Annotated in this window: 15 protein-coding genes; 9 read left to right on the top strand and 6 right to left on the bottom strand. The window is 70.2% G+C overall.

The genetic code is table 11. The features are described from left to right. Positions 1–43: 43 nt before the first annotated feature. Together LV79_RS05045 and LV79_RS05040 are read right to left on the bottom strand one after the other, a co-directional pair. Entirely contained in the window at positions 44–1342 is a 1299-nt protein-coding gene (locus tag LV79_RS05045; protein WP_253832516.1) for an amidohydrolase family protein, read from the bottom strand. A 31-nt stretch (positions 1343–1373) separates the two neighbouring features. Beyond that, positions 1374–2219 (bottom strand): NAD-dependent epimerase/dehydratase family protein, encoded by an 846-nt coding sequence (locus LV79_RS05040; RefSeq protein ID WP_253832514.1) that lies wholly within the window; start codon positions 2217–2219, stop codon positions 1374–1376. Positions 2220–2296: 77 nt separating this feature from the next. Between LV79_RS05040 and LV79_RS05035 the strand changes: the two genes are divergently transcribed. After that, positions 2297–3217: an AraC family transcriptional regulator gene (locus LV79_RS05035; protein WP_253832512.1), complete on the top strand. Its 921-nt coding sequence runs from the start codon at positions 2297–2299 to the stop codon at positions 3215–3217. Positions 3218–3244: 27 nt separating this feature from the next. Beyond that, positions 3245–4168, top strand: a complete 924-nt coding sequence (gene rarD / locus LV79_RS05030; RefSeq protein ID WP_253832510.1) for an EamA family transporter RarD — start codon at positions 3245–3247, stop codon at positions 4166–4168. 34 nt (positions 4169–4202) lie between these two features. Here rarD and LV79_RS05025 read toward each other — a convergent pair whose 3' ends face one another. Next, positions 4203–5630: a glycosyltransferase family 87 protein gene (locus tag LV79_RS05025; protein ID WP_372495262.1), complete on the bottom strand. Its 1428-nt coding sequence runs from the start codon at positions 5628–5630 to the stop codon at positions 4203–4205. Then, positions 5627–6397, bottom strand: coding sequence for a deoxyribonuclease IV (locus tag LV79_RS05020; RefSeq protein ID WP_253832508.1), 771 nt, complete (start codon positions 6395–6397; stop codon positions 5627–5629). The genes LV79_RS05025 and LV79_RS05020 overlap by 4 nt, the downstream gene beginning before the upstream one ends. Before the next feature lie 206 nt (positions 6398–6603). Between LV79_RS05020 and LV79_RS05015 the strand changes: the two genes are divergently transcribed. The 6 genes from LV79_RS05015 (at position 6604) to dnaB (ending at position 11184) form a co-directional block, all read left to right on the top strand. Next, on the top strand, positions 6604–7596 hold the full coding sequence (locus tag LV79_RS05015; protein WP_253832506.1) for a hypothetical protein: 993 nt from the start codon (positions 6604–6606) through the stop codon (positions 7594–7596). Between the two features lie 149 nt (positions 7597–7745). Continuing rightward, positions 7746–8036 carry a 30S ribosomal protein S6 gene (gene rpsF / locus LV79_RS05010; protein ID WP_204449606.1) on the top strand — a complete coding sequence of 97 codons (291 nt, stop codon included), beginning with the start codon at positions 7746–7748 and terminating at the stop codon, positions 8034–8036. Between the two features lie 2 nt (positions 8037–8038). Beyond that, positions 8039–8581: a single-stranded DNA-binding protein gene (locus LV79_RS05005; RefSeq protein ID WP_253832504.1), complete on the top strand. Its 543-nt coding sequence runs from the start codon at positions 8039–8041 to the stop codon at positions 8579–8581. A 74-nt stretch (positions 8582–8655) separates the two neighbouring features. Next, positions 8656–8904, top strand: a complete 249-nt coding sequence (gene rpsR / locus LV79_RS05000) for a 30S ribosomal protein S18 (RefSeq protein WP_054053205.1) — start codon at positions 8656–8658, stop codon at positions 8902–8904. Positions 8905–8917: 13 nt separating this feature from the next. Further along, positions 8918–9376: a 50S ribosomal protein L9 gene (gene rplI / locus LV79_RS04995; protein WP_253835797.1), complete on the top strand. Its 459-nt coding sequence runs from the start codon at positions 8918–8920 to the stop codon at positions 9374–9376. Between the two features lie 434 nt (positions 9377–9810). Further along, positions 9811–11184: a replicative DNA helicase gene (dnaB, locus tag LV79_RS04990; RefSeq protein WP_253832502.1), complete on the top strand. Its 1374-nt coding sequence runs from the start codon at positions 9811–9813 to the stop codon at positions 11182–11184. Positions 11185–11286: 102 nt separating this feature from the next. On the opposite strand, the gene LV79_RS04985 is transcribed toward dnaB, so the two are convergent. Then, positions 11287–12063: a dioxygenase family protein gene (locus tag LV79_RS04985; protein WP_253832500.1), complete on the bottom strand. Its 777-nt coding sequence runs from the start codon at positions 12061–12063 to the stop codon at positions 11287–11289. A gap of 60 nt (positions 12064–12123) precedes the next feature. Beyond that, the gene (locus tag LV79_RS04980; RefSeq protein ID WP_253832498.1) at positions 12124–12462 is read right to left on the bottom strand and encodes a winged helix DNA-binding protein; all 339 of its coding nucleotides are present in this window, start codon (positions 12460–12462) and stop codon (positions 12124–12126) included. Between the two features lie 44 nt (positions 12463–12506). Here LV79_RS04980 and LV79_RS33700 point away from each other — a divergent pair, with 44 nt between their 5' ends. Further along, positions 12507–12941: a MarR family winged helix-turn-helix transcriptional regulator gene (locus LV79_RS33700; RefSeq protein ID WP_285469681.1), complete on the top strand. Its 435-nt coding sequence runs from the start codon at positions 12507–12509 to the stop codon at positions 12939–12941. Positions 12942–12959: the final 18 nt, after the last annotated feature.

Here is a 12959-nt window from a genome sequence, read left to right as displayed (position 1 = left end):
GCCTGTGGACAACCAGGCCCCATGTGGACAACCCAAAGCGCGCCTAAATCAACCGCCCAGTAGCAGCCCGAGCCTTCGCCAACGCATCCCCTGCATCCACCGTCGTCGACGCAGTGTCAGCGACCACCTGCCGCCCAGCCACCCAGACGTCCTTCACAGTCCGAGACCCAGCAGCCCACACCAGATTCGACAGCAAGTGCTCATCGGCAATACCAAGCCCACCAGCAAATGCAGGGTCATCAACCCCGACATGGACCAAGTCCGCCCATGCCCCCACCGCGAGCGTCCCAATATCCGTCCGCGACAACGCAGCCGCCCCGCCCCGGGTGGCCATCAACAGCAGATCCGCCGCACCCACCGCAGTTGAATCCATTGTGGACACTCTCGCCAACAGCCCAGCCAGCCTAACGTCCTCCCACAAATCAAGGTCGTCATTGCTGGCGGGCCCATCAGTCCCAATCCCCACCGCGACACCGGCCGCGCGCAGATCAGTAAGGCGCGCAATCCCGGAAGCGAGCTTGGTATTCGACCCAGGGCAATGCGCAACCCCAACTTCGTGCCGCTTCAAAGTCTCGATATCGCCGTCGGACAAGTGCACGGCATGAGCAGCCAAGACCCGCCCACCGAAGAGCCCGACCTGGTCGAGCAACGCAGGCACCGACCCGTGCTGCGCCCGTTGCGCGACGTCCTCCGGCAGTGACTCCGCCACGTGGATCTGCACCAGTGCCCCGCGTTCGCGAGCGGCCGCTCCCACCTGGGCCAAGGCCTCGGGGGAGAGGGTGTACGCCGAGTGGGGGCCGTAGCCGATCTCGATGCGGTCGCCGGGGCCGAAGCGGAGGCCGTCGTTGTCGATCCACCTGCTGGTGTCGGCTAGTTGCGCCGCCCAGTCCCAGCCGGGGGCGTCGATGATCGCGGGGGCCAGCACCAGCCGGGCGCCGGTGTCGAGGACCGCGCGCACGACCTCCTCGCCGTAGAAGTACATCTCGGCGCTGGTGGTGACCCCCGCGCGGAGCATCTCCAGCGAGCCGAGCACCATGCCCGCGTAGACGTCGTCCGGCGTCAGCTTCGCCTCGGTCGGCCAGATGACCTCGGTCAGCCAGCGCATCAGCGGCAGGTCGCCGCCGAGGCCGCGCAGCAGCGTCATCGGGCTGTGCGCGTGCGCGTTGACCAGGCCGGGCATCAGGATCCCGGTGACCGACCGGCTGGGCCCGTCGTGCGCGGGCGCGTGGTCGGCCGGGCCGACGTGGGTGATCCGGCCGTCGTCGCCGATGTCGAGCACGGCGTCGCGCAGGACGGTGCACTCGGGGTCGCACAGCAGGATCACGGGGGCGTGCAGGCGCATGCGTGGATCCTGCCACCCCGCCCCGAATCGCTCAGACCGTGGACAGCAGGTCGCGCGGGATGCCGAGGCCGATCGCGGGTGCCCAGCCGAGCGCGCTGATCCGGGACGCGTCGAGCACCGCGTCGGCGGCCAGGAACCCCGCGCCCCACCCGTGCGCGGCGAGCGCCTCCTCCAGCGTCCACCCGGCCACCGGCACACCGGCCTTCGCGGCGACTGCGGTCATCAGCTCCACCATGGACTCGTGCCCGTCCGAGACGTGGAAGACGCCGGTGGCCTCGGACTCGAGCAACAGCGCGTAGGCGAGCGCGAGGTCCCGGACGTGCACAGTGGACCAGCGGTTCTGGCCATCGTCGATGTAGCGCGCGACCCCGTCGGCGGCGGCTTGGGCCACCAGGCGCGACACCGGTCCGCCGCCGTCGCCGTAGACCATCGGCGGGCGGACGACGGCCCCGAGCGAACCGGAGTCGAGCACCCGCGCCTCGGCCTCGGCCAGCCAAGCGAGCGGGCCGTCGATGGGCGCGGTGTCGTCCTCGGTCACCGGGGTCCGCGACGACCGGGCCCGCGGCGCGCCGGTGGTCGTGATGAACGCGCCGACCCCGGCGTCGAGCATCGCGGTGACCGCTGCCCGGTCGACGTCCGCGCGGTCGGCGGTCTCGGTCGCGGCCGTGTGCACCACCGCGTCGCCCTCGGCGGCCGCGCGGGCGAGCACGTCGGTGTCGGTCAGCGCGGCCCGGACCGGCTCGGCGCCGTGCCCGCGGACCACCGCCTCGGCCGCGGCGCTGCGGGCCAGGCCGCGGACGCGGTGGCCCCTGGCGATGAGGGTCCTGGTGAGCGCGGAACCGATGTACCCGCTCGCCCCGGTGACGAAGATGTCCACTGTGGTCTCCCGTTCTGGTGTAGACCAACGGTAGGAATCCGGTGCCGGTGGTGGGAATGCGTGGGGGTCCAGGGTTCATGCGAGACGGTCCAGGGGACGTGCTGGCCGCGCTGCTGCGCCAGGTGCGCATCGGCGTGGCCCGGTTCGGGCGGGTGGAGCTCGGGGCGCCGTGGGGGGTGCGGCTGGCCGGGCGCGACACCGTCGGCCTGCACCTGGTGCTCGACGGTGAACTGTGGGTGGATGACGTGCCGATCGGCGTCGGTGACCTGGTCGCCCTGCACGGCGCCGGGCACACGCTGCGCAACCACCCGGACGCGGACCTCGTCGACGAACCGGCGTGGCCGGGTGGCGACGACCTGACCGTGTACCGCCGCCACGGCTCCGGCCCGGACCTGACCGTCCTGCTCTGCGCGGAGCTGACCGTCACCGGCGCGGCCAGGTCCCTGCTGCTGCGGGCGTTGCCGCCGATGGTCCACCTGCCGTCGCGGCTGCCGCACTTCGCGGCGCTGCTCGACGCGCTGCGCGACGAGATCCGGGAGCGGCGACCGGCGACGGAGGTGGTCGCGGCCCGGCTGGTCGAGCTGGTGCTGCTGCAGGTCATCCGGGCCGAGCTGGCCAAACCGGCGGAGTCGGGTTCGTGGCGGGCGGCGCTGGTCGACGAGCGGATCGGCCGGGCGCTGGCGGCGGTGTACGCCGAGCCTGCGCGGTCGTGGACGGTGGCCGGGCTGGCCAAGGTCGCCGGGATGAGCCGGGCCGCGTTCGCGCCGCGGTTCCGCGAACTGGTCGGCGAGGGCCCCGGCGCGCACCTGACCCGGTGGCGGATGGACCTGGCCGCGGCGCTGCTGCTGGAGCGTCCTGAGTGGTCGGTCGCGCAGGTCGCGGCCCAGGTCGGGTACGGCAGCGAGTTCGCGTTCAGCACCGCGTTCCGGCGGGTCACCGGGTTGCCACCCGGGCGCTACCGGAATACCCGTTTGCCGGAGGACGCTGTCCGGATGTAACACTGTGGACATGTGTTAATTGGTGGGATGATCGGAGGAACTGTGGCGAGTCGGCAGGGTTTCTGGCTCGGGTTCCTCGCGTATCTCGCCTGGGGCTTCTTCCCGCTCTACTGGCCGCTGCTCGCCCCCGCCGGACCGGTGGAGATCCTGGCGCACCGGATCTGCTGGTCGCTGGTGGTCGTCGCGGCGATCGTGCTGGTCGGCAAGCGCTGGAAGCACCTGCGCGCGATCAACGGCAAGACGCTCGGGTTCATCACCGTCGGCGCCGTCACCATCGGCCTCAACTGGGGCATGTACATCTACGGCGTCAACAGCGGCCAGGTGGTGGAGACCGCGCTCGGGTACTTCATCAACCCGCTGGTGACGATCGCCCTCGGCGTCCTGTTCATGGGGGAGCGGCTGCGTCCCGCGCAGTGGATCGGCCTGGTGGTCGCGTTCGGCGCGGTCGTCGAGCTGACCTTCGACTACGGCCGCCTGCCGTGGATCGCGTTGACCCTCGCGTTCTCCTTCGGCACCTACGGCCTGATGAAGAAGAAGGCCGACGTCGGCTCCACCGAGGGCCTGGCGCTGGAGACGGCCATCCTCGCCCCGGTCGCCTTCGGGTACCTGGTGTTCACGCACGCGAGCGGCGGCGGCACGTTCGGTCACGCGGGCTGGCTCAACGCCGTGCTGCTCGCGGGCACCGGCCTGATCACCGCCATCCCGCTGCTGCTGTTCGGCGCGGCGGCCACCAAGGTCCCGATGACCACCCTCGGGCTGCTGCAGTACTTCGTGCCGATCATCCAGTTCGGCATCGGCCTGCTGATCTTCCACGAGCAGATGACCACCGCCCGCTGGGTCGGCTTCGCCCTGGTCTGGCTGGCGCTGATCATCATCACCACCGAGTCCCTGGTCGCCCGCCGCCGCCTCGGCGCGCGCAAGGTCGCCGAGCCGCAGCCCGAGCTGGTCTAGCGGTCGACCAGCGGCTTGCCCGAGTACCCGGCGGTCACGTGCGGGCGACGAGCGCCGGTTCCGGGTCGACGGTGTCCTTGGCGCCGAGGAAGGCGACGAACATGCCGACCAGCAGCGCGGCCCGGCCCCAGACCCCGATCATCACCGCCTGCGCCTCGAAGCCCTCGTAGATGCCCGAGGGCTGCTTGGCCGCGATCTGGGCGAACCACAGGAAGATGCCGATCCCCATGGCCAGGTCGGCGACGAAGTAGGCGGCGATCCAGCCCCAGCGCAGGTTGAGCAGGACGAACATCGGGACCAGCCACAGCGTGTACTGCGGCGAGTGGACCTTGTGCAGCAGCAGGAACCCGCACAGCATGGCCGCCGACACCGCGATCCACGGGTAGCTGCCCTCGCGCTGGAACCGGACCCAGCCGATGACGCAGGCCACCGCGAACGAGGCGAACACCAGGACCGGGGAGACCACGCCGATGTACTCGTGCACGGCGGTGTTCTGCGGGTCGGAGTCCGGTCGCAGCGCCCAGAACCAGATCGAGTTCGCGGTGATGTCGGCCTTGCGCTGCCCCTGGAACACGAACGAGGCGAGCCAGCCCTCCCGACCGATCAGCGCGAACGGCAGGTTGACCGCGATCGCCGTGCCCATCGCGACCAACGCCACCCGGACCATGCCCGCGATGTCCCGCGTCTTGCCCGCAGGCAGTTCACGACCGTCGCGACCACCGGTGAGCACGTAGAGCATCAGCGGTAGCACGAAGATGGCCGGGTACAGCTTGAAGGCGAAACCGAGTCCAAGTAGGACAGCGCTAACTGTCGCGCGTTGCACCAACGGCCGGGCGACGCCGCGCGAACCCCATCCCCGGTGCACCACGTAGACGGCGGCGACCGCGCAGGCCACGACCGGCAGCTCCCAGTTGTGGAACGCGTACATGACCAGCGGTGGCGACAGCACCCAGATCAGCGCGCGCCACCGCGACAACCGGCCGAGCAGCCACCCGGTCGCCAGCCCGAACGGCGCCATGATCAGCGCGGAGGCCAGCAGGAACTCGGCGTCGGTGTGTGCGAACAGCGCCCCCGCCCAGATCAGCAGACCCGTGAGCACCGGGTACTCGACCGTGCCGCCCTCGAGCGCGCCGTCGGCGGTGATCCTGCCGTGCACGTAGGGGAACACGTGCCGGTCGACGTCGCGGCCGATCCACAGGTACTGGATGTCGGAGTAGCAGACGTCGGCGTACTTGCGCTCGTCGAAGCCGGGCTGGCTGCGGCCCCAGGTGTCGAACTCCGGGCCGGTGCAGCGGTCCTTGTTCGCGAACCCGAGCAGCAGCGTGAGCCCGCACAGCAGCACCAGCGCCGCCAGCGCGCCGCGGCCGAGCCGGGCCGCCCGCCCGGCGCCCGGTCGGGACGGCGTGCCCTCCGGCTCGCCTGCCGGAGCGGCAGCGGTGACGCCAGCGGGCACCGTGCTCACCGTCCGAGGGCCTCACGCAGGAAGGCGATATCCGCGGCTTGGCCGTCCGCCGGTGTCTCGACCACGACCGGCGCGCCCGCCGCGGCGACCACGGCGACCAGCTGGTCGGCGTCGATGGTGCCGGTGGCGATGTTGTCGTGCCGGTCGCGCGCGGAGCCGAACTCGTCGCGGGAGCTGTTGAGGTGCACCAGGTCGATCCGGCCGGTGATCGCCTTGACCCGCTCGACGATGCCGACCAGGTCCTCACCGGCGGCGAACGCGTGGCAGGTGTCGAGGCAGAAGCCCGCGTCGAACTCGGCGACGGCGTCCCACAGCCGGGCGAGCATGTCGAACCGGCGGGCCATGGCGTTGTCGCCGCCCGCGGTGTTCTCGATCAGGATCGGCACCCCGAACCCGCCCTCGGCGTGCTGGCGCTCGAAGAACTTGCGCCAGTTGTCGATGCCGACCTGCGGGTCCTCGCCCTTGTTGACGTGCCCGCCGTGCACGACAAGGCCCTTGGCGCCGACCTTGGCCGCCGCGTCGGCGTGCTGGGTGATGAGCTTGCGGGAGGGGATGCGGATCCGGTTGTTCGTGGAGGCCAGGTTGACCACGTAGGGGGAGTGGACGAACACCTCGACCTCGGTGGCGAGCAGCTCGTCGGCCCTCGGGTGCGGCTTGGGCGCCTTCCAGTCCTGCGGGTCGGCGAGGAAGAACTGCACCACGTCGGCGCCGCGTTCGCGCGCTGCGTCGAGCGGGTCGTCATCGCGGACGTGGGCACCGATGCTCATGGCCGGAAAGGGTAGTCGTCGGCTCCGACCGTGGGACCCCTCGGTGGTCGGTCAATCCACGTCCCGGTGGGTGCCTGCGGGGGTGGTGTGCGCCAACCGGGCTAACACGAAGCACTTTCGGGGAAACCTGTCCCGTGCACGTCACCATGTCGGGTTACAGTCGTTGTCTCCCAGTGAAGCTACTCGCCGGTATCTGGAGGATCTTCATGCTACGGCGTGGCAAGACCTACGCGGCCGGGTTGGTGCTGGTCATCAGCGGCACCTCGGTCGGCCTGCTCGCGGGCGGCGGCACGGCCGCCGCGGCACCCCCCATCGTGGTCGGCAGCTGCGCGACCACGGTCCAGGGTGCGCCGGGCACGCCGATCTCCCTGAGCCCGGGCGCCGTGCTGGACCCCGTCTTACGCGTGGTCAACGCCGTCCCGCTGCTGGGTCCGACCCTCGCCACCGGCGTGCGCGGGGCGGTGACCTCGATGGGCAACATCCCGATCGGCGCCATCCCCGCGGCGAACACGACCATCCCCGGCAGCACCATCGCCGCGGCCGCGGTACCCAAGATCCAGGAGTCGATCGCCAAGGTCCCCCTGATCGGCAGCGTGCTCACCGGGATCGTCTCCGGTGTCCAGGGCGCGCTGACCGCGGGTTGCTCCATCACGGTGACAGTCGTCAACGCCGTCGTCGCACCGGTCCAGGACGGCGCCGGAGCCGTCGCGGGCGTCGTCGAGAAGGGCGCCGCGGCCCTCCCGCCGCTGGCCCCCGGCACCCCCGGTCTGCCGAACAAGCCCGGCACCAACCAGCCGCCCGGCACCGGCGGCAACCCGCAGACCCCCGGCACCGGTGGTCCCAGCACCACAGGCCCGAACACCTCCGTCATCGGCGGCACGAACCCCGGCGGCCTCCCGCTCTACGGCTTCGGCCGCTCCCCGATGACCGACTACTCCGGCACCCCGTACGCCCAGGCGGGCCTGTTCGCCCCGTCCCCCGGCCTGCGCTACGGCGGTTCGATCCCGGGCTACTCGCCGCAGTTCGGCATCCTCGGCACCGGCGACGCCGACGGCGTCCAGGCGGTCGGCCACGCGGAGGCGCTCGACGCCCCCTTCGGCCGCGGCATCGCCCTCCCGGTCCTGCTCGCCGTGTTCGCACTCTCCGGAGTCACCGCGGCCCTCGTCCGCACCTGGGTGTTGCGCCGCACCACCACCTGACCCGTCGGCGTTGTCGGTGGTCACTGGTCCACTGGCCGCCGGTCGGGTACCGCGCGGGACGGGCACCGGGTGCTGTTACGCTCCGTCGGCGAGACCCTCCTGCCACGGAACGTCCGTGGCCGCGAGTCCACAGGAGGTGAGTGGTCTTCATGCGTCATTACGAGGTCATGGTCATCCTCGACCCCACGCTCGACGAGCGCACCGTAGCTCCGTCGCTCGACACGTTCCTCAACGTGATCCGCACGTCTGGCGGGAACGTCGAGAAGGTCGACATCTGGGGCAAGCGCCGGTTGTCGTTCGAGATCAAGAAGCACAGCGAGGGCATCTACGCGGTGCTCGACGTCAACGCCGAGCCGGACGCGGTCAAGGAACTCGACCGCCAGCTCTCCCTGCAGGAATCCGTCCTGCGCACCAAGGTCATGCGGCGCGAGAACGCCTGACCATGGCAGGGGACACGATCATCACGGTCGTCGGCAACCTGACCGCGGACCCGGAGTTGCGGTTCACCCCCTCCGGCGCCGCTGTCGCGAGCTTCACCGTCGCGTCGACCCCGCGCACCTTCGACCGCCAGTCCGGCGAGTGGAAGGACGGGGAGGCGCTGTTCCTGCGCTGCAACATCTGGCGGCAGGCCGCGGAGAACGTGGCCGAGTCGCTGACCAGGGGCGCGCGGGTACTGGTGACCGGGCGGCTCAAGCAGCGCTCCTTCGAGACCCGCGAGGGCGAGAAGCGCACCGTCATGGAGCTTGAGGTCGACGAGGTCGGCCCCTCGCTGCGCTACGCGACCGCCAAGGTCAACAAGGTCAGCCGCGGCGAAGGTGGCGGCGGCTTCGGTGGCGGCGGTGGCGGCGGCGCTGGTGCCGCACGCGGTTCCGCTGGTGGCGGGGGCTACAACGGCCCGTCCGCACCGCCCGACGACCCGTGGGGCTCCGCACCGCCCGCTGGTGGCGGCGGTGGCGGCGGCTTCAACGACGAGCCCCCGTTCTGACCGGAGCGCACCCGTAGCCGGGTAGCGCACCCAACACAGACGCTTATCTCGACATACCACTCAGGAGTTTCACCGTGGCAAAGCCACCCATCCGCAAGCCGAAGAAGAAGGTCTGCGTCTTCTGCAAGGACGTCAAGAAGGACCGCCCGGTCAACATTGACTACAAGGACACCACGCTGCTGCGCAAGTACATCTCCGACCGCGGGAAGATCCGCGCGCGTCGGGTGACCGGCAACTGCAGCCAGCACCAGCGTGACGTCGCCATCGCGGTCAAGAACGCCCGCGAGGTCGCTCTGCTCCCGTACACCTCGACCGCCCGCTGATCAGGAGGGGACGATCATGAAGCTCATCCTCACCACCGACGTCAGCGGCCTGGGCGGCCCTGGTGACCTCGTCGAGGTCAAGGACGGCTACGGCCGCAACTACCTGCTGCCCCGCGGCTTCGCCATCCTGGCGACCAAGGGTGCCGAGAAGCAGGTCCAGGTCATCCGCCGGGCGCAGGAGAACAGCCGGATCCGCAACCTCGACCACGCCAAGGAGGTCAAGGCCGCGCTGTCCGCGCTGGGCACCATCCCGCTCAAGGCCAAGGCCGCCGCTGGGTCGGGCAAGCTGTTCGGCTCGATCACCACTGCCGACATCGTCGCCGCGGTCAAGGCCGCGGGCGGTCCGGTCCTGGACAAGCGCGCCGTCGAGGTCGCCGGTCACATCAAGACTGTGGGCAAGCACTCGGTGAGCGTCCGGCTGCACCCCGACGTCAACGCCGCTTTCACGGTCAACGTCGCCGCCGCGAACTGATCGATCACACGCAGAACCGCCCCGCTCGGTCACGCTGAGTGGGGCGGTTCTGCGTGTGGGCAGTTGTCCACAGGTCGGGGTCACCCCACCGAGCGAACGGCCCGGCGACACGCCGAAAACCGACGGCGACGCGACACGCCGAGGAACCGGGGAGCCAGCTTCTCCACAAGTTATCCACAGGCCTTGACCTGCGGTTTCTTCAACAAGTCGGACACCTGTCCCCAGGTTGTCCACACCCCACCGGGTAGCTGTGCGCAGCTCACCGGCTCCATCCCCAGGTTGTCCACAGAACCGTCCCCAGCGTGGTTTGCAAGGGGGCGTTCGGGGGTCCTAGCGTCGCCTGGCGACCCGACGCGCGGTGGTCCGGAACCACCCGGATGTCGTACCGAAGACCTATGGTCTCCACCGACCGAGTCTTGCTAGGAGGGCAGCCCGTGGCGCTCGCCGACGACCACTCCCTGCCGCCGGAACCCGGCGAGCACGGCATGGATCGCAAGCCACCGCAGGACCTGCGCGCGGAGCAGAGCGTGCTCGGCGGGATGATGCTGTCCAAGGACGCCATCGCCGACGTCGTCGAGGCACTGCGCCCGGGTGACTTCTACCTGCCCAAGCACCAGATCATCTACGACTGCGTGCTCGACCTCTACGGCCGCGGCGAGCCAGCCGACCCGATCACCGTCTCCGCCGAGCTGGAACGCCGCGGCGAGCTGCGCAAGGTCGGCGGCGCGCCCTACCTGCACACGCTGATCTCCATCGTGCCGACCGCGGCCAACGCCGGGTACTACGCGGAGATCGTCGCCGAGAAGGCCATCCTGCGCAGGCTGGTCGAGGCGGGCACCCGGATCGTGCAGCTCGGGTACCAGGGCGCCGAGGGCGCCGACGTCACCGAGATCGTCGACCGCGCGCAGGCATCGATCTACGAGGTCACCGAGCGCAGCATGAGCGAGGACTACGTCGCGCTCGAGGAACTGCTGCAGCCCACCATGGACGAGATCGACGCCATCGCCTCCCGCGGCGGCAGCTCCCTGGGCATCCCCACCGGCTTCGTCGACCTCGACGAGATCACCAACGGCCTGCACCCCGGCCAGATGATCATCGTCGCGGCCCGCCCCGGTGTCGGCAAGTCCACCCTCGGCCTGGACTTCGCCCGCTCCTGCTCCATCAAGCACGGCATGTCCAGCGTCATCTTCTCCCTGGAGATGAGCCGCACCGAGATCACCATGCGGATGCTCTCCGCCGAAGCCAAGATCCGCCTCGGCGACATGCGCGGCGGCCGGATGACCGACGACGACTGGACCCGCCTGGCCCGCCGGATGAGCGAGATCAGCGAGGCCCCCATGTTCGTCGACGACTCCCCGAACATGACCATGATGGAGATCCGCGCCAAGGCCAGGCGCCTCAAGCAGCGCCACGACCTCAAACTGGTGGTCGTCGACTACCTCCAGCTGATGAGCTCCGGCAAGCGCGTCGAGTCCCGCCAGCAGGAGGTCTCCGAGTTCTCCCGCCAGCTCAAGCTGCTGGCCAAGGAGATCGAGGTCCCGGTCATCGCCATCAGCCAGCTCAACCGAGGCCCCGAACAGCGCACCGACAAGCGCCCCATGCTCTCCGACCTCCGCGAATCCGGCTCCCTCGAACAGGACGCCGACATGGTCATCCTCATCAACCGCCCTGACGCCTGGGAACGCGACGACCCCCGCGCCGGTGAAGCCGACCTCATCCTCGCCAAACACCGAGCAGGCCCCACCGCCACCGTCGTCGTCGCCCACCAACTCCACTACAGCCGCTTCACCGACCTCGCCCAGGGCTGACCCGGAACAGGAAGTCGACCTCCGCGGAGTTGGGGCACGCGAGTCGGGTGCTCGAGCTGTTGCGCGACAACGAGATGCGCTGACGGCGGGGCGGGGCTGGGGTCAGCCGAACTGCCAGGAGCGCTTGGACAGGCCGTACCAGTAGCCGTCGATGACCGCGCGGCGTTCCGTCGGACTGTCCACAGTGGCGCCGAGGGAGACGAACAGCGGGGCGAAGTGCTCGGTCCTCGGGTGTGCCAACCGGGCGGCTGGGGCTTTGTGCTGGAAGTCGACCAGTGCGTCGAGGTCGTGTGCGGCGACTGCGCGGTCGCCCCAGTCGTCGAACTCGCTCGACCAGGTTGGTGGTGTGTGCGCGGGGTCGCGGCCCATGTCGAGGCCGGAGAGGTTGTGGGTGAAGAAGCCGCTGCCGATGATCAGGATGTCTTCGTCGCGCAGCGGTGCGAGTTTGCGGCCGATCGACACCAGGGTGGCGGGGTCCAGGGTCGGCATCGAGATCTGCAGGACCGGCACGTCGGCGTCCGGGAACATCTCGACCAGCGGGACGTACGCGCCGTGGTCGAGGCCGCGGGTCGGGTCGTCGGCGACCGGGGTGCTCGGGGTGCGCAGCAGCTTGCGCACCTGCGCGGCGAGTTCGGGGGCGCCGGGCGCGGGGTAGCGGACCTGGTAGTAGCGCTGCGGGAAGCCCCAGAAGTCGTAGGTCAGCGGCACGGTCTCGGTGGCGCCGATGGTGAGCGGCGCCTCCTCCCAGTGCGCGGACACGATCAGCACGGCCTTGGGCTTGGGCAGCTCCGCCGACCACGCGGCCAACTGCTTGGTCCACAGCACGTCGTCGGCCAGCGGCGGTGCGCCGTGGCTGAGGTAGAGCACCGGTTGGGTCATGACCTCACCACCTGATGGTTGAATGTTGAACAACCTATCACGACGTTCGGCCCGGCCCGGTTATTCCTGAGGGAGGTTGCCCACCATCCGCTCCAGCGTCCGGATCGTGGTGCGGTACTCGTCCTCGCTCACCCCGGCGGTCACCGCTTCCCGGACACGCGCGACCCGGATCCCCAGGTCAGCCTTGGCTTGCTCCCCCGCCGGAGTGAGCTGATCGCCGTCGACCCAGCCCCGCCGCTGGAGGTTGCGCAACGCCTCGGCGCCGTCGAAGGGACCCGTGTCACCGGGCAGCGCGTTCAGCACCTGCCACTCGCGCCGGGTCACGTCACCCAGTTCGCGCTCGAACCCGGCCTCCAGCCGCCGGTCCAACTCCTTGATCCAGTACCCGATGGGCCGCATGGGCAACTCCATGTCTCTTTACAAGTGCATGTAAAGTAACATGAATGGACGCCGTGTCCCAGGTCGAGCGCGCGATGGTCACCATCCGCCGCCTCCAGACCCGCCGCACCCTCGCAGGCCCCCACGACCCCACCCTCACCCTGGTCGTCGACGCCCTGGAAGCCACCGGTCCCTGCACCGTCACCGAGTTGGCCACCGCACTCGCCGTCGACCAACCCCGAGCCAGCCGCCTGGCAGCCCGCGCCGTGACTGAGGGCCTGGCCCACCGCCACCCCGCCCCCACCGACGCCCGCCGCGCCGTCCTGTCCCTCACCCCCGCAGGTCAAGCCCACGCCGCGACTATCCACGCGATGCGCCAAGAGGTCTTCGCCCGAACCATGTCCACCTGGCCCACCGAAGCCCGCGACACCTTCGCCACCCTCCTCACCACCTTCGTCGACTCCTACACCGAGGTCATCCGCGAGAGCGCCAAGCACTAGCCGTTCCCGCACAACGCA

Origin of the sequence: Actinokineospora globicatena (assembly GCF_024171945.1) — a bacterium.
GTDB classification, from domain to species: Bacteria; Actinomycetota; Actinomycetes; order Mycobacteriales; family Pseudonocardiaceae; genus Actinokineospora; species Actinokineospora globicatena.
This window is presented reverse-complemented; position numbering and strand designations above follow the sequence as displayed.

Excerpts from the sequence above, each read along its gene's own strand:
- LV79_RS05015 (WP_253832506.1), top strand. The coding sequence starts at position 6,604 with ATGCTACGGCGTGGCAAGACCTACGCGGCCGGGTTGGTGCTGGTCATC.
- LV79_RS05045 (WP_253832516.1), bottom strand. The coding sequence starts at position 1,342 with ATGCGCCTGCACGCCCCCGTGATCCTGCTGTGCGACCCCGAGTGCACC.
- LV79_RS05020 (WP_253832508.1), bottom strand. The coding sequence starts at position 6,397 with ATGAGCATCGGTGCCCACGTCCGCGATGACGACCCGCTCGACGCAGCG.
- LV79_RS04980 (WP_253832498.1), bottom strand. The coding sequence starts at position 12,462 with ATGCGGCCCATCGGGTACTGGATCAAGGAGTTGGACCGGCGGCTGGAG.
- rarD (WP_253832510.1), top strand. The coding sequence starts at position 3,245 with ATGATCGGAGGAACTGTGGCGAGTCGGCAGGGTTTCTGGCTCGGGTTC.
- LV79_RS05005 (WP_253832504.1), top strand. The coding sequence starts at position 8,039 with ATGGCAGGGGACACGATCATCACGGTCGTCGGCAACCTGACCGCGGAC.
- LV79_RS04985 (WP_253832500.1), bottom strand. The coding sequence starts at position 12,063 with ATGACCCAACCGGTGCTCTACCTCAGCCACGGCGCACCGCCGCTGGCC.
- LV79_RS05035 (WP_253832512.1), top strand. The coding sequence starts at position 2,297 with ATGCGAGACGGTCCAGGGGACGTGCTGGCCGCGCTGCTGCGCCAGGTG.
- rpsF (WP_204449606.1), top strand. The coding sequence starts at position 7,746 with ATGCGTCATTACGAGGTCATGGTCATCCTCGACCCCACGCTCGACGAG.
- LV79_RS33700 (WP_285469681.1), top strand. The coding sequence starts at position 12,507 with ATGGACGCCGTGTCCCAGGTCGAGCGCGCGATGGTCACCATCCGCCGC.